Below are 16050 nucleotides of genomic sequence, written 5' to 3' on the forward strand. Positions count from 1 at the left end.
TAGCCCAGATATTGGCGTTTATCTGCGGTCAAGATTGAGCTATTCGCTGATAATTTGCAAACGAATAGAGCGTTCTCCGTCTCCAAAATCCACTTCAATTTTTTCTCCCGAAAGACTGTCCAAGCATCCCAAAAGTAAGCGCAAATTCGGTGTACTTGCTCCTGTATCCACGTACAATCTATCAGCCAAACTGCCTAAACGCTTCCAAACAGTGTAGAGTTTGACTACAGTTTGTTCGAGCAGTGCAGCTTGTTTTACAACATCAGCAGTCGTACCCAAACAGCCGACTCGCAAAGACTCTTCTAAAGCCATTTCCATGTCTAAGTGAGACTGATTGAGAGCTTGCACTTGGGCGGCGGCATCGAGATATTTGGATAAGTTCTTGGCGTCGGAAGTTAGTTGTTTGACAGTATCTACGTCGGGATTTTCTGCTACTTCTTTTTGAATTTCGCTTTGGTGAGATGGAGAGAGTTTCTCCATTTCCTTGACTAAAGGAGCGAGATAGCGAGAAGGAAGAGAACCGCTAGATGCTTTTTCTTTGACTTCTTCTGGCAATAATTCTGAGTTCATTGCCATCCATTCGTCGGATAGTTGTTTGACTTCGCGCCTGGTGATACGATCGCCCTTTGATGCAGCATCTGTTACCATTTGCTGTACTTCGGGAGATGCTTTGGCGGTTTCTACAAAGGCTCTTTTGCTGAAGTTTCTAATGGACTCTGGGTCTAAATCTCCTTGGTCGATCAGAGTTTCGGCACTTTTAGCTAATTCTATCAAAGAATAGGCTTGACTTTTGCTAATTTCGCGTTCTTTTAGCCAGTTCAAGAAGCCGGTACCGCGTCCGTCGCCGCCTTTTTTTTCTCTGTCTCGGACTGTTCGGAGAATGCGTCCGCGCCAGATGTCGGTTTGTAAGTCGAAACGATCGCACACTTTCCAGGCATTGTCAACCTGATTGTCAAAGTCGAAGTCTGGTATTTGTTCGTCTTCGGGGTCTGGTAATTGGAAGTTGATATCGGTCAAGCCTTTGAGGGCTTCGGCAAGTTCTGCGGGAGATTGGGGGACTTCAGCCATTAGGAGAAAATTGTGTAGAGCGACAGCCGGTTTAATTGGGAATTTGCACAAGTTGAGATTTGAGACGCTATCTGTAGTAGTAAGGTGACAAGGCTGACACTACTGATAGAGTTTTTGTGCAGGTTATATCATTATTGCACGATGAAGGGCGATCGGCTTCAACGGCTTCACTAACGGGCTATAATTACCTAACTGTCATTGCGAGCGTCCGCGCGAAGCAATCTCAGAAGCTTAAACGCAGACACAAAAATTATGATTACGTATTTGTGATTGCGACCTGTCGGTGGTAATCTCAAGTCCCTGCGATTGCTTCGCGAGGACGCTCTCTTCGGACATCATTACCTAACTATCATTGCAAATGTACCCACGAAGCAATCTCAGAGCCCTGAATGGCGATCGAAAAATTATTATACTATGTTTGTAATTGCGAGTTGTCGGTGGCAATCTCAAGTCCCTGCGATTGCTTCGCTCGTGAGCTCGCAATGACATCATCACTTAACTGTTATTGCGAGCGTCCGCGCGAAGCAATCGCAGAGGCTATAGTATAAGCTGAAAACTCATCCTTTGATCGACAGTTATGAGCAAACAATATTATGTGTACATCATGACGAATCAGCATAACAGGGTGCTTTACACAGGTGTAACCAGTGATTTAAAGAGAAGAGTTTACGAACACAAAGAAAAGTTAATAGATGGATTTACTAAAAAATACAATATCACGAAGTTAGTTTACTGCTAAATCTTTGAAAATGTATATGACGCGATCGAACGAGAGAAACAGATTAAAGCTGGTTCTAGACAAAAGAAAATTGATTTAGTTAATAGTATCAACAAACAATGGCAAGATCTGTATGATGAGTTTTGAAATTTTTGTATGTCATTGACCAATAGGGTTCACTTAAGATTGTCCGAAGAGAGGAACGAAGCAAACAAGAGTATTTATTTTTCATAATTTTTTACCGCCTGGATCGTCTTAAGTAAACCGTATTGTGTCATTGACGGCTCTGCCTTACTATTTTAAGGTGATGCGATAGCGACGCACAGCCCACAATGACATTGAGATGTAATCATAACCTAAACCCCAAAATCAACCGCCTGTCAGTACCCTAAATAACCACCCTAAAAGCATCACACTCAAGAAAATCACGCCTCCGACAATTAACGTCAAACCTAACAGCAAAGCCGCGACAAATAACCAGTCAGCTTTTTTACTAGGTTCCGGGCTACCTAAATGAGCATCTAGCAATTCTATATTCTTGACATTAGCTTTCCAAGCAACATCAAATAAGTCTCCAGCAACCGGTACAGTGCCGGCAACTGTATCAAATACGATGTTAGCAGCCATTTGGATTAGGGTTTCTTGCGGTACTCCGAGTTGCGCGGATTTAAACACAACATAACCTGCAAAAATTGATCCGATTAAATCGCCACCGCCCGGTATAAGTCCTAGTATCGGATCGAGTCCGATGCGGTAACGGGTGCCGGGAATGGGAATTGCATTGTCGAGTAAGTGGCTGATGCGGCGGAGACGGCGCAAGGATGCAATCTGGGATTTGTTGAGTGTATTTGTGGCGGGAGTTTGTATGGGAGAACGTGACATTTGATTGCTCTCGATTGCGATATTACTGCTATTTTATGATTTTTATTGAAGCATATTATAGCTTTTTTACTATGTCTCAAGCAAGATTTTTTCTAATAATATTTATGACAAGTCTTACAACAAAACATTTTTGGGGCTTGTTTTCTCAACTATTGTCGCTTGGTGCGTCGCTATGAGATTGTCGATTAAATTTAGGGATTTTTTATGGCGACGCACCCTACAAATAATATTGCATGATTTTTCATAAACAGAAACCCGGTTTTTCTTCAAAACCGGGTTTCTTGCTTCTAGCTGCCTGTGGTCAGTTTAACCGGGAAAGCCCGATCTATTTGCCTTCAGTAAAGTCAGCATCAATCACGTCATCGCCGCCGTCAGTCGGGCCGCCAGTTGGGCCGCCAGTCGGGCCGCCAGTGGAGCCGTCTGCTTGCTGGTACAGGCTGCTGCTGACTGCGTAGAATGCTTGTTGCAACTCGGTTGTCAGCGTCTTGATGACTGCGTCGTCTTCTTTTTCGACGGCCTCCCGCAAGTCTTTGATCAAGCCTTCAACCTTAGTCTTGTCAGCATCAGGAACCTTATCGCCCAATTCTGCCAACTGCTTCTCAATTTGATAAGCTAAGGAGTCTGCTTGGTTTTTGCGATCGATCCGTTCGCGACGTTCCTTGTCAGCAGCCGCATTCGATTCGGCTTCTCTCACCATGCGATCGACTTCATTGCTGGGCAAAGTAGAAGCACCAGTAATGCTAATCGATTGTTCCTTGCCAGTACCTTTATCCTTAGCAGCTACATTCAAAATACCGTTAGCATCGATATCAAATGTAACTTCAATTTGAGGTACGCCACGGGGGGCTGGGGGAACTCCATCTAAGCGGAAAGTGCCTAAATCCTTGTTGTCATTGGCCATTTCCCGTTCGCCTTGCAAAACGTGAATTTCCACGTTAGTTTGGCCGTCTACAGCCGTCGAGAAAGTTTCCGACTTCTTGGTAGGAATTGTGGTGTTGCGAGGAATGATTTTGGTCATCACGCCGCCCAAGGTTTCGACACCGAGAGACAGCGGGGTAACGTCGAGCAACAAGATGTCTTTGACTTCGCCTGCGAGCACGCCAGCTTGAATTGCTGCACCGACTGCAACCACTTCATCCGGGTTTACCGTTTGGTTGGGGTCTTTGCCGAGGATCTTTTTGACAAGCTCTTGCACGGCTGGAATGCGTGTAGAACCACCAACTAAGACGACTTCGTTAATTGCAGATTTGTCGAGTTTGGCGTCGCGGATTGCGTTTTCTACGGGAATGCGAGAGCGATCGATCAAATCAGAACAAAGCTCTTCAAACTTGCCGCGAGTCAAGGTGGTGTCCAAGTGTTTTGGTCCGTCTTGAGTCGCAGTAATAAACGGCAAGTTGATTTCTGCTTGAGTAACACTCGACAGTTCAATCTTGGCTTTTTCTGCTGCTTCCGTCAGGCGTTGCAGTGCTTGTTTGTCTTTGCGGAGGTCAATTCCTTCGGCTCTTTGGAAGTCATTAGCGATGAAATCGACGATTTTTTTGTCGAAGTCGTCACCGCCGAGGTGAGTGTCTCCAGAAGTTGCTAGCACTTCAAATACGCCGTCGCCGACTTCGAGAATCGATACGTCGAAAGTACCGCCGCCCAAGTCAAATACGAGGATGGTTTCGTTGCTCTTTTTATCTAATCCGTAGGCTAAAGCGGCTGCTGTAGGTTCGTTAATAATCCGCAGAACTTCAATACCGGCAATTTTTCCAGCGTCTTTAGTAGCTTGGCGCTGGGAGTCATTGAAGTACGCGGGTACTGTAATTACCGCTTGGGTAACAGTTTCACCCAGGTATTTGCTGGCGTCTTCTACAAGTTTCCGCAACACTTGCGCGGAAATTTCTTCGGGAGCAAATTGTTTGCCGCGGGCTGGACAGTCGAGTTTGAGGCTGTTGCCGACTTTCAGGACTTTGTAGGAAACTTCAGTGGTTTCGTGGGTTACTTCGTCAACCCGACGCCCGATAAACCGTTTTACTGAGTAAAAGGTGTTCTCGGCGTTCATCACGGCTTGACGCTTGGCGATTTGTCCGACGAGTTGATCGCCATTTTTAGCATAGGCTACTACGGAAGGTGTGGTGCGACCCCCTTCGGCGTTGGCTATGACGGTGGGTTTGCCGCCTTCCATAACTGCGACGCAGGAGTTTGTGGTACCTAAGTCAATTCCAACTACTTTTCCCATAGGGGTGTTCCGGCTCCAATATCTACAAAATTTTGGTTTTCTATCTGTGTGATAGTCTGGTTATTCAGGACTGCGATTCTACCTCGCGGTTTACGGGTAGTCAGTTCTGCTTTAATACAGTCTTCGATAGGGTACTTATCTCTATACTGCGGGCGGTTAGACCTTGCGATGAAGGTGTATTTACCGAACCTGTTGGGGGACGGTTGCATCGGTGAGGCTTTTACTGCTACAGCTTTGGACTGCTTTTGTTTACTCTTCCTAATGTACGGCGTGCGATCGATTTGGGCATTGTGGCAAACCGTATAGGTTGTGTTGTATTTGCCGTCTTGTGTGTATAAATTTTATTGAGCCCCTTTGGGCGATTCCCTACGGGATAGGATCTTTTGGATGGCCAATAGAAGATTTTATAGATAAGACGGCGGTTGAAACCGCGTCTACACAGAAGATAAGACGGCGGTTGAAACCGCGTCTACACAGAAGATAAGACGGCGGTTGAAACCGCGTCTACACAAACGATGTCCGCCTCCGCGGACTGAGGAAGATAGATAAAACGGCGGTTGAAACCGCGTCTACACAAACGATGTCCGCCTCCGCGGACTGAGGAAGATAGCGTAATTTTAACCGTCTTGTCTTCAACCCGCGCACCATCCGGGTTTTGTTTGTATCGACGCGGTTTCAACCGCCGGGTGTTCAACTACCGCGCATCGCCAATTAAAATAAACGGCGACCAATAATAAGGATGGCGAGTTATTTGACTCAATTTAGCTTGCCGCAATGCTTCCCCTTTGCTCATCCCTTGATTGATATTTTGATAAAATGCCACCATCAATTCTTGAGTAGCTGAATCATCAACACTCCAGAGACTCGCCATCACAGCTTTCGCGCCCGCACGCTCAAAAATATAGGCAATTCCCGATATTTCTTCGCCGTTGGAATTCGCTTGCATAGCTGTTTGACACGCACTTAAGGTGAGGAGTCTGGTGTTTTGCAATCCTAATAACGCGGCATCGGCAATATTGAATTGAGTGTCAGCAAATAGCAGTGTATTTGCTTTCATGTCCAATTTTTGACAGCCTTCCGGTTGGAAACAGCCGTGAGTTGCTAGGTGCAAAAATGGAAAGCGGGGTGCTTGGGTTTTGAATTGGTCGAGGGTGGCGGCATTGCCGATATAGGCGGAACTGCCAGGGAATAATTGAGCGATATTTCTCACTTCTGCTTCGGAACCGGGTAGGTTTTGCGGATCGCGGGTGACGGGATTTCCTAATGCTAAGATGCCGCCTTGTAATGTGGAATCGGGAATTGACCTGGTAGAAATGCGGGTGAGATAGTTGACGGGATATTTCTCGATTAGGAATTCATCGGTTTGTTCGTCATACAGGGTTTCAAAGGGGATGTAGCGCAGTTTTCCCGTAGCGATGATGCTCAATTGTTTGGGGGAGAAGGCTTTGATTTGGTCTTCTACTGGCCGGATGAGGATGTCGTAGAGTTTGCTGCCAGTTACGGCGAAGTTAGTGTCGCTAGTATTTTGCAGTTGTTCGCGGTATTGAGTGAGGAGTTTGTCGAATTCTGCGGGGCTTATAGGAATTTTTTTAACACTTAAACTGTCTTTTGTTAATACAAATATAGCGACGGTATTGGGAACATTTTTGACATTTGTGAGTAAGACGGGTTGAATGACAACGGTTCCGGGTGGGATGCTGGCTTTCAGTTGGGTAATGTCTTTGGGTTTGGTTTCAAATAGTTCGGCGACTTCTGGGAAACTGCGGGAGATTTCTTCTGCTTGGCGGTTGACTTCTGCTTCTAATTCCCGCATTTGTCGGGAGATATTTTCTGAGAATTTGTCTTCGAGTTGGCGGCGGAGGGATTGCAGTTGTTGATTTTTTTGATTCCATTCGTCTATGGCTTTTTGTGCTTGGGGGTTGGCGACTTTGGCGTCAATTAAGCGGGTGTAGTCGGCGAGATCGGCTGTGGTGGCGATGTTGATCCATTGGAAAGCGCGATCGGGTTGGTTTTGGTCGATGAGGAGGGATGTGAGAGGAATTGCATTTCTTCTTTCACCTTCTAAAAAAAATTGGCGATCTTTTCGCTGTAAACCACTCCGTATTTCTAGGATAATATTGACGGACTGCTCATAATTTTTAATGGCATCAGTGGGTTTATTCATATCTCGGTATACTGCACCGATATTACTCAAAACAGTAGCTTCCCCAGAGCGATCGCCTACTTCCTGGCTAATTGGCAAAGCTTGGTTTAAGTATTTCAATGCTTCTTGTGGTTGAGAAATGTTATCGTACACTAAACCGATATTATTCAAAGTAGTAGCTTCCATCCTGCGATCGCCCACATCCTGCTGAATTGGCAAAGCTTGGTTAAAGTATTTTAATGCTTCTTGGGGTTGTCCAATTGTGTTGTAGACTGCACCAATATTATTCAAAGTAGTAGCTTCCCGGGCGCGATCTTTTACTTTGCGTCTAATGGATAAAGCTTGGTTAAAGTATTTCAATGCTTCTTGCGGTTGGGAGATGTTATTGTACACTACACCAATGTTAGTCAAAGTAGTAGCTTCCCCAGATCGATCGCCTACTTCTCCCATAATTGGTAAAGCTTGGTTATAGTATTTCAATGCCTCTTGTGGCTGTCGGATATTTTCGTACACTGCACCAATATTATTAAAAGTAGCAGCTTCCCGGCGCGATCTTTTATTTCCTGCGTAATTGGCAAAGCTTGGTTATAGTATGTCAATGCCTTTTGCGGCTGTCCGATGCTATAGTACACTGCACCAATATTATTCAAAGTGGCAGCTTCCCCTAAGCGATATTTTAGTTCTCGCACAATTGATAAAGTTTGATGGTAGTATTTCAAAGCTTCTTGCGGCTGTCCTATGCTGTTGTAAACTACACCGATATTATTCAATGTGGTAACTTCTCCGGCGCGATCTTTTACTTCCCGTGTAATAGGTAAAGCTTGGTTGTGATATTTCAAAGCTTCTTGCGGCTGTCCGATGCTGTTGTAGACTGCACCAATATTACTCAAAGTAGTAGCTTCTCCGGCGCGATCTTTCACTTCCCGCCTAATTGATAAAGCCTGGTTATAGTATTTTAATGCCTCTTGTGGCTGTCCGATACTATCATATACTCCACCAATATTATTCAATGTATTAGCTTCCCCAGCGCGATCTTTTACTTCTCGCCTAATGAGTAAAGCTTGGTTATAGTATTTTAATGCCTCTTGTAGCTGTCCGATACTATAGTAGTTAAAACCAATATTATTGAGTGCTAAGGCTTCGAGTTTTCTATCTTTCCATTGTAGTGCAATGCCTAAAATCTGCTGCAATGTTTCTATTACCTGTCGCCGTTGTCCTTGCTGTTGCTGTTGCTGTACTTGCTGTATAAGTCTCTGTAATTCTTGAACCTGTGAATTTTGACTTTGCCCCCAACTAGGTTGTACCATCAGCGGCACAGTCAGAGGAGTCAAACACACACCCAAAGCCAAAACACTGATAATAATTCGTTTCATTACCTTACCTACTTCTCCTTATCAAATTAACCAATCCTCTAATCGTTCAAAAGCTCTATTTGTCTGCCAAAATAACTATGCCTCTCTCTATCAACTTCGGCAAAAATCTCTCCCAGTTCAGTCTCGTATTTCCAAGATCCGAATATTTGATGTAAACGTTTCAGCCTTTCCTCATTGTTTGTTCGCGGAGCGTCCGGCACCTCAATCAGAACTTCTGAACCATCAGGAATGTTCAGGCTTTCTGAAATTTCTATAATATTACCCCGTTTGATGCCTTTGATTTGCATAGTTATATCTCCCTCTTAATTAATTTTTACCTATTGTAGCACTAGGAGCATCGCCGATCTATACTATTTATCCCGAACTCCATCAAAAACCTCCGGCTCAATTCCTTCTTCTTCTAAATTGTTGTCTTGACGAAACTTTTGAAGCGCTTCCCAAAAATTCTGAGGTCGATCGATATGGCGTTTTTTCTCAATTGCGGATATTAGGTCAGACCAGGTAAAATTTTCAGGCAACTTATCAATTAAGCTGCGGGCTTCTTCTTTAAGATTGATGGTTTCCATCGGTTTTAGTAAAGAGAGTTTGTATTTTAATTCTACAGGGTTTACACACTCCGACCAAAGAAACCGGGTTTTTATCGAATCTGCGGGCTGCAACGAAATATTTTCGTAAAAAACCCGGTTTCTGGCCCCGCAATGGACTCAATACGGAGTTGCTGTAATTGTCATCGTCTTTTTCTGCACGTCAAACTGCATTTCATCCACGAAAAATTGCCGGTCTTTCGCTACTCCCAAAATCCCCCGCAATTGCGCCCGATTCACGACAGGCGGCCCCAATTTCACCACAGCTTGACCTTTAACAGCATCTTTCAGCTCAAAAGCACTTATGGGAATGCCATTCCATTTGGCTTGAATGCTAGTAGCTGGCGGGCGAACGCCCCGAATAAATCGCTCCCCATTCTCGCGATAAACCACCGCAGTTTTGGAAAACACGATTTTATCAATTTGACCCAACGGGATCGATCGCTTTTCCTGTCCTAGCTGTATCCATAATTGTTGCACTTTCTCGTCAATCTGCACAACTCGACCGTCTCTTTTTCCGCCCCCTTTCATCACAATTTCCGCTTGCGTAGGCAACCCTACGAGTATCGGCTGGCTAGCGTTAGCCTGTGCTTGTACGGATGGCAAATTCTGTTTCTGGACTTCCTGACTGGCCGCATTAACTTGTGCTGCCATACCCGCTGTTACTGTAAAAAGTGCTACAACTAGAAAAGAAAGTGTTCTGCGTTTCATCGTCCCCTAGACCCCCTTCAAGGATAAGCGTTACCCGTGCTACTGTCCTAAAATTGTACTCCACATCCCTTGAAGGTGATTCCGTGACCGCTTCTCCCCAACCTACTCCCGAATCCAATATTTTAGGCAACTTTGCCAGCGTTGTTGGCTTGCTGGGTGCCGCTTTGTTTTTCACCGGCTGGATTTATCGCTGGTCTTATTTTTACTGCTTTCAGCTAAATGTAATTACCCTCGATTTACCAGTAGAATCGTTTTTCCTAGTACCGCTTCAGGTGTTTTTAGGTGATGGCTGGACAATACTCAGAAGTGCGATCGCCCTTCTGCTGACAGCCCTGGCGATTTACCTCACTTTGTGGCTGGTTAATAGTATAAACAAGACAGTTGCTGCTAAAATTAATGGCACAATTACACGGTGGCTTTCCTCTACTTACGCCAGAAGATTCCCGTGGCTTTACCGCATCCTGAACTCTTGGCAACAATTTAATGTCAATAGATATAACTCAATCAAATTATTGCGATCGCTCGTTGACGAAATTATCATCGTCGGTTGGGTATTGCTAGTGTTGTTTTGGTCAGCTTCCCACCAAGGAATTGCCGATGCCCGACGCGATGCCGGGGAAAATTCGTCTTTACCCGCAGTTGCCTTAATCGCCAAACAAGACAACATTGCTTTAGGCAGAAAACTCGACGATCCAACACTCCGACTAGACCCCAAAGGATTTAAGGCGATCGGCGATGCAGGTCTATTTGCAGATTTGAGCAAAAGAGATTATACTGATATCAATAATCCCAAAGAACCTAGAGTTTGGCGGTTGCTTTTGGAGAGAGGAAACTGGATTTATCTGTTTCCGGCTTTAACAAAAGAACAGCAAAAAGACCCGAAAGTTCGACCGCCAGTGATGGCTATTCAACAAAGTCAATCCGGCGATCAATTGCTGATACTCAGTCCCGCACCTTCTCAACCGCCCAAATAAAATCGCTGTGGGGCGATCGCACGTATCCAAGAAACCGGGTTTTTACCTCATCTGTCGGCTACAACCAAAGATTTCGTAAAAAACCCGGTTTCTGACTACCGGCGCAGTTAAATCAACTTGTAGGGTGCGTCAGACATTGATTATTTCGCTTTCCACAGGTTTTTCTGCTCCGGGGAACCTTACGTATTTCCTAAGCAACTCCATAGCCAGTATATGGGCGCTTGTAAGATGGATGCAGCCCTAAAATAATATCCTCTTTGGGTACTCCCAAATCAACTAATTCTTGTCCTAAATCGGCTTCTGTCATATTGCGTTGAATCCAGATTTTACCATTTTTGATATCTAAGTGAATGAAACAGTTATAAATTCGCTTGTATCCCTCCCAGCCAACGTCTAAAATTTGGTAATGGTCTTGTTCTGTATCGAACACAAGCTGACATTCAACATCCAAATCTGAATTTTGATCGACTGTGGCATGAGTGGTTAGCAACTGGCGGATAAATTGGCGGTACTGCTCTATTCTTTCCATTCGATGATTACCTCCTGCACTGGTTCGTAGACGATTAACTTCACTTGATACTGCCTGACAGCTTCCTGAGTGAATCTTTCTTGAAAAAATGATTCAAATATATCGAGAGGAATTGCCAGATACAGAGTTCTATCTGGTTCATTCATTTGCAATCCTAAGCGGTAGTTCAAAAACTGTCCTAACGCTGAATGAAAGTCTGTCACCGCTGATGGATTCAAAAAACTTTTGATTTCAACAGCAATCTTTTGTCCAGCCTTTTCAGCGGCAAAGACTTTTTCTGCTGCTAAATCGATCTCAAACTTCACCCGATCTATCTTGAGGATCAGCGGATCTGCCGTAATTACCCACTGCTCTTTTAAGAGGGCTTGTTTAACAGCATCATGAAATCGGTCTTTGGCAGCCATTGTTTTTTAACAGTATCTAGGTATTATGATAGCCGATCGCTCTTCAATTGTATTTGTTAATTAAACCCGATCGCACCCACACAACCTCAAACACTCCGTCAGGAACAAACCGACACAAAGCCCTCAAACGATCGTCCGCATCTTGGCGGTTGAAAAAACGAGCAATCGTGTAATGCTGAGCATTCGGCAAAATCCGCACGATCGCCCAAGAATTGCGATCGCCACCCGCAATCGGAGAATTGGCATTTCTCAGAGAGTTGAGATAACGGGCGATCGCACTACCCTTAATATTCACCGCCACGCGCTCAATTACGATCGCCACCAAGCTTTCGAGCTCTTGCTGAGTCAACTGCGTGCGATCGGCATCAAAATCGTCATCCGAGTAGCAGCGGATGCGTGACAGCAGTTGCGTCACGCCAAAGTCATCCAAAGCTTGTTGATAGCCGCGAGTATATTCGCTCCCGTCGCTTACAGGCTTTATCATAGAAATTGTCTCCTTGCGTATGTGGGGGGCCAGAAGCCAGCGAAGAACTTTCCTAGGGATCGCGCTGGCTTTTGACTTGCTCACAGTATATCACTTAAACGCCACATATGTGTAACGTATATGACGCAATCTAGACAAGACAGTCCATATACAGCACAATGACGATCGCCCTAAACACAAAAATACTGAGCCTCGGATGACCAAACGCTTAACAACTTATTTGGCTGATGGAATCTATGACATCCTGGAAGACTGGGCAAATCAGGAACGCCGTTCAATCAGCAGCTTAGCAGCCTTCGTTTTGGAACAAGCTGCTAGAGAACATCAAAAGGAAATGAAACAACAGCCCCCGCCATCGGATGAAAAACCGGAAAAAAATTGAGTGCAGTTTGGGCGATCGCACTTTAAACAACTATGAAATTTATCGGCATCGATTTAGGTTGGAGTTCAGGCGCCAGCGGTTTATGCTGCTTAAATTGGGAAAACAATCAATTACAATTCATCGAGTGCGATCGCCTCTTAGCAACCAACGACATCCTCACCTGGATCGACACCCAAATCTCCCCAACCGAACCAGCCATCATCGCCGTAGATGCGCCCACAATCATCAGCAGTCCATCAGGAATGCGCGAGGCCGACAAACTCACGCACAAACACTTCGGGCGCTACCACGCAGGCTGCTATCCCGCCAACCTTTCCCGCCCCTTCGCCCAAAAAACAGTACAATTCGGCCTCAGTTTAGAAGCCAGAGGATTTGTCCACGCCCCAACTATTGAAGCTAAAAAATTAGGGCGATATCAAATAGAAGTTTATCCCCATCCAGCCACAATCAATCTATTTCAATTAGAGCGAATAATCAAATACAAAAAAGGAAAACTGGCAGAACGTCAACTAGAATTGATGAAGCTCTACCAGTATATTATAGATATTTTACCGACTCTCAAACCATCCCTAAATCTCGCCAATGTCGCCAATAAAAATCCGCATTCATCAGCCTTCATCAGCGGTTCAAAACTCCCCGAAATCCCCACCAGTACAGCCACCCTCAAAGCCTTAGAAGACCAGCTAGATGCCTTGCTGTGCGCTTATATCGGCGCCCACTGGTGGTACTGGGGAATCGAGCGGAATCTCGTATTGGGCGATCGCACAACCGGCTACATAGTCATTCCCCAACCTCAATAAGAAGATAGGAAAAATAGCACAATCGCCCATTGACAACAGTTAACAGTTAACAGTCAACAGTCAACAGTTAACAGTTAACAGTCAACAGTCAACTGACTAATGCGCCCAGAGAATCACACCAGCTTCATAGGGGCTGCTGAGATTATCGTGCTTAGGCAAAACGCGCAAGGACAAACCTTGTAAACCGCTAGAAGTATAAGTAATGTCAGCCGTATAAAGGCTAGCATTGTGAGAATCTTCTCCCAAATACTCCATTACCACCGGCACGCCACCGACAATATCGCCGTTAGCATCAACCGAACCTTGATAAAGTTCAACTTGCACATCCGCAGGCGTCAATCCCATCAGATTGATGCGAGATTTAACCGCGATCAACTGATTGACCTTAACTTCCTTATCCTGGGAAATATCAACAGCCTCAATCTTAATGTCTTTCCACTTCGCGAGAAGGTGCTTCTTCCAGTGAGACAACTCCTTGGCCGGAGCGCACCCGTCAGAAGTCATGGTGTGGAATCGATCGCTCACCGGGAAATAAGCCCGCCGCGCGTAATCCTTCACCATCCGAGCCGTATTGAAGAAAGGACAGTTCAAGCTAATCGAATCCTTCATTTTCTCCGTCCAACCGCGAGGAATTCCATCAGCATCTCGGTTGTAAAACAGCGGTACAACTTCCTTTTCCATCAAGTCGTACAAAGCATTCGCTTCAACCTCATCCTGATACTCAGTATCTTCGTAAAACTCCCCATGCCCGATCGGCCAACCAGTGCGAACATAATCCGCCTCATCCCACCAACCGTCAAGAATACTTAGATTAGGCAAACCATTCATCGAAGCCTTCATCCCCGAAGTACCCGAAGCCTCACGGGGGCGGCGCGGCGTATTCAGCCACACATCGCAGCCGGACACCATCATCCGAGCCACGTTAATGTCGTAATTCGGCAGAAACACCATCGAACTGATAGTTTCGTGCTCGCGGATAAAGTGAACGATATCCCGAATCAATTCCTTACCCGGAATATCCATCGGGTGAGCCTTCCCAGCAATCACAAACTGGACGGGGCAGTTTTTGTCGCGCATGATCCGCATAATGCGATCGACATCACGCAAAAATAATGTCGCCCGCTTGTAAGTAGCAAAACGGCGCGCAAACCCGATCGTCAGCACCTTCGGATTGAGAGCCTCGCGCGCGGGTTCGATTTCCGTTTGAGCAGCACCACGCTCACGCAGAGTCTTTTGCAGCCACTCCCGCGCGAACACCACCAACTCCGATCGACAGCGTTCGTGATTCCGCCACAATTCCTCGTCAGGAATCGACGAAATCCTGTCCCACAGGCGATCGTCCTGGCCGGTCATTTCCCAATCCGGGCCAAGATAGCGATCGTACAACTCCTGAGTTGACTTCGCCACACAACTGCGAGCGTGCACCCCATTCGTAATCGAAGTAATCGGCACTTCTTCGATCGGCAAACCAGGCCAAAGTCCGCCAAACATCGGGCGCGACACCACACCGTGCAAAGCCGCCACCCCATTGACAAAACTCGACATCTTAATTGCCAAAATTGCCATATTCAGAGGTGCGGACAAATCGCCAACATTCTCCCGGCCCAACGCCAGAAACTCATCTTGCGACAAACCAAACATCTTGGGATACTGGCCCAGATAGTGCATCACCATATCCGGTTCAAACAAGTCAAACCCAGCAGGCACCGGCGTGTGAGTCGTAAACATACTGCTCGAAACCACCACCTGTTCCGCTTCCACGAAACTCAGGTGATATTCCTCCATCAGCATCCGTATGCGTTCCAAAGCCATGAAAGCCGCGTGGCCTTCATTCATGTGATAAGCCGTAACAGTCAAGCCCAAAGCCTTGAGCATTTTCACGCCGCCGATACCCAGCATGATTTCCTGGTGCATCCGCAGAGTTTTGTCACCGCCGTAGAGTTGGTCGCTAATATCTTGGTCGTAGCGGCTGTTAGGTTCAATATTTGTATCCATTAGATACAAAGGAACCGTTCCCACTTGTACTCGCCAAATCCGCGCGTATACCTTGCGGCCTGGATAGTCCACCTCAATCCGCAATTCCGAACCGTCGGGATTGCGTTCTAGGTGGAGCGGCATATTGTAGAAATCGTTGAGCGGATAGCGTTCTTGCTGCCAGCCGTCGGCGTTGAGATACTGCGAAAAATAACCTTCTTGGTAGAGCAAGCCCACACCAGCCAAGGGCAAGCCTAAGTCGCTAGCAGATTTGAGGTGGTCTCCCGCGAGCACGCCCAAACCGCCGGAATAGATGGGTAGGGCTTTCACTAAGCCGAATTCCATCGAAAAGTAAGCGTAACATTCTTGCTTGTCTGTACCGCGCTGTTTGCGATACCAGGCGCGGTTTTTGAGATAATCCTCTAACTGCTGGGCGGCTCGTTTCATTTGGGCAATGAAGCCGTCGTCTTCTGCCATTTCTTGCAGTCGCTCTTGAGAGATGGTTCCGAGCATCAGCACCGGGTTTTGGTTGCTGGAGTCCCACAGGTCTCGATCGAGGCGGCGGAATAAGTCTTTGGTGTCAACGTTCCAATCCCAGTGCAGGTTATAGGCAAGCTTGCGTAGGGGTTCGAGAATTGCCGGTAGCGACGGGGAAACGTTAAATGTGCGAATTGGCTGCATAGACAAAGCCTTTATGTTGGGGTAGCGATATTTTCCTCTGTCTTTTGGCACAAATCCGTTATTCTGAACATTATTTTAATTTTTAAGTGGCGCGGGCGATCGATCGCACAAGACACGGCGGT

At 46.0% G+C, this 16050-nt stretch carries 16 protein-coding genes; 4 read left to right on the forward strand and 12 right to left on the reverse strand.

Features of this window, described 5'->3' with window-relative positions; genetic code table 11:
• Positions 1 to 39: 39 nt before the first annotated feature.
• A complete protein-coding gene (locus tag QUB66_RS12375) occupies positions 40 to 1068 on the reverse strand; it encodes a hypothetical protein (protein WP_265234560.1) in 1029 nt (342 codons plus the stop codon).
• 577 nt (positions 1069 to 1645) lie between these two features.
• Between QUB66_RS12375 and QUB66_RS29735 the strand changes: the two genes are divergently transcribed.
• Positions 1646 to 1807: a GIY-YIG nuclease family protein gene (locus QUB66_RS29735; protein WP_375339792.1), complete on the forward strand. Its 162-nt coding sequence runs from the start codon at positions 1646 to 1648 to the stop codon at positions 1805 to 1807.
• A gap of 348 nt (positions 1808 to 2155) precedes the next feature.
• Here QUB66_RS29735 and QUB66_RS12380 read toward each other — a convergent pair whose 3' ends face one another.
• The 7 genes from QUB66_RS12380 to QUB66_RS12410 all read right to left on the reverse strand — a co-directional run bounded on the left by QUB66_RS12380 (position 2156) and on the right by QUB66_RS12410 (position 9700).
• Positions 2156 to 2668, reverse strand: coding sequence for a DUF4112 domain-containing protein (locus QUB66_RS12380; RefSeq protein ID WP_332968554.1), 513 nt, complete (start codon positions 2666 to 2668; stop codon positions 2156 to 2158).
• A 325-nt stretch (positions 2669 to 2993) separates the two neighbouring features.
• Positions 2994 to 4889, reverse strand: a complete 1896-nt coding sequence (dnaK, locus tag QUB66_RS12385; protein ID WP_332968552.1) for a molecular chaperone DnaK — start codon at positions 4887 to 4889, stop codon at positions 2994 to 2996.
• 694 nt (positions 4890 to 5583) lie between these two features.
• On the reverse strand, positions 5584 to 7545 hold the full coding sequence (locus QUB66_RS12390) for a CHAT domain-containing protein (RefSeq protein WP_332968547.1): 1962 nt from the start codon (positions 7543 to 7545) through the stop codon (positions 5584 to 5586).
• Positions 7509 to 8405, reverse strand: a complete 897-nt coding sequence (locus QUB66_RS12395; protein ID WP_332968546.1) for a tetratricopeptide repeat protein — start codon at positions 8403 to 8405, stop codon at positions 7509 to 7511. Before QUB66_RS12395 ends, QUB66_RS12390 begins: the two co-directional genes overlap by 37 nt.
• A gap of 38 nt (positions 8406 to 8443) precedes the next feature.
• Positions 8444 to 8692: a hypothetical protein gene (locus tag QUB66_RS12400; protein ID WP_332968544.1), complete on the reverse strand. Its 249-nt coding sequence runs from the start codon at positions 8690 to 8692 to the stop codon at positions 8444 to 8446.
• 63 nt (positions 8693 to 8755) lie between these two features.
• On the reverse strand, positions 8756 to 8971 hold the full coding sequence (locus QUB66_RS12405; protein ID WP_332968542.1) for a hypothetical protein: 216 nt from the start codon (positions 8969 to 8971) through the stop codon (positions 8756 to 8758).
• A gap of 138 nt (positions 8972 to 9109) precedes the next feature.
• Positions 9110 to 9700 carry a hypothetical protein gene (locus QUB66_RS12410; RefSeq protein ID WP_332968540.1) on the reverse strand — a complete coding sequence of 197 codons (591 nt, stop codon included), beginning with the start codon at positions 9698 to 9700 and terminating at the stop codon, positions 9110 to 9112.
• A gap of 83 nt (positions 9701 to 9783) precedes the next feature.
• On the opposite strand from QUB66_RS12410, the gene QUB66_RS12415 reads away from it, so the two are divergent.
• Positions 9784 to 10674, forward strand: a complete 891-nt coding sequence (locus QUB66_RS12415) for a hypothetical protein (RefSeq protein WP_332968538.1) — start codon at positions 9784 to 9786, stop codon at positions 10672 to 10674.
• 190 nt (positions 10675 to 10864) lie between these two features.
• On the opposite strand, the gene QUB66_RS12420 is transcribed toward QUB66_RS12415, so the two are convergent.
• The 3 genes from QUB66_RS12420 to QUB66_RS12430 are packed head-to-tail and all read right to left on the reverse strand — an operon-like array spanning position 10865 to position 12091.
• Entirely contained in the window at positions 10865 to 11203 is a 339-nt protein-coding gene (locus QUB66_RS12420; RefSeq protein WP_332968535.1) for a XisI protein, read from the reverse strand.
• A complete protein-coding gene (locus QUB66_RS12425; protein ID WP_332968532.1) occupies positions 11191 to 11607 on the reverse strand; it encodes a XisH family protein in 417 nt (138 codons plus the stop codon). Before QUB66_RS12425 ends, QUB66_RS12420 begins: the two co-directional genes overlap by 13 nt.
• 43 nt (positions 11608 to 11650) lie before the next feature.
• Positions 11651 to 12091, reverse strand: coding sequence for a hypothetical protein (locus QUB66_RS12430; RefSeq protein ID WP_332968529.1), 441 nt, complete (start codon positions 12089 to 12091; stop codon positions 11651 to 11653).
• A gap of 196 nt (positions 12092 to 12287) precedes the next feature.
• Between QUB66_RS12430 and QUB66_RS12435 the strand changes: the two genes are divergently transcribed.
• Complete coding sequence (locus QUB66_RS12435) at positions 12288 to 12473, forward strand: ribbon-helix-helix domain-containing protein (protein ID WP_332968528.1); 186 nt, start codon at positions 12288 to 12290, stop codon at positions 12471 to 12473.
• 32 nt (positions 12474 to 12505) lie between these two features.
• Positions 12506 to 13273: a DUF429 domain-containing protein gene (locus QUB66_RS12440; RefSeq protein WP_332968527.1), complete on the forward strand. Its 768-nt coding sequence runs from the start codon at positions 12506 to 12508 to the stop codon at positions 13271 to 13273.
• Between the two features lie 96 nt (positions 13274 to 13369).
• Here QUB66_RS12440 and glgP read toward each other — a convergent pair whose 3' ends face one another.
• Positions 13370 to 15928 (reverse strand): alpha-glucan family phosphorylase, encoded by a 2559-nt coding sequence (gene glgP / locus QUB66_RS12445; RefSeq protein WP_332968604.1) that lies wholly within the window; start codon positions 15926 to 15928, stop codon positions 13370 to 13372.
• Positions 15929 to 16050 lie beyond the last annotated feature (122 nt).

It is taken from the genome of Microcoleus sp. A2-C3 (assembly GCF_036706065.1).
Taxonomy (GTDB): Bacteria; Cyanobacteriota; Cyanobacteriia; order Cyanobacteriales; family Microcoleaceae; genus Microcoleus.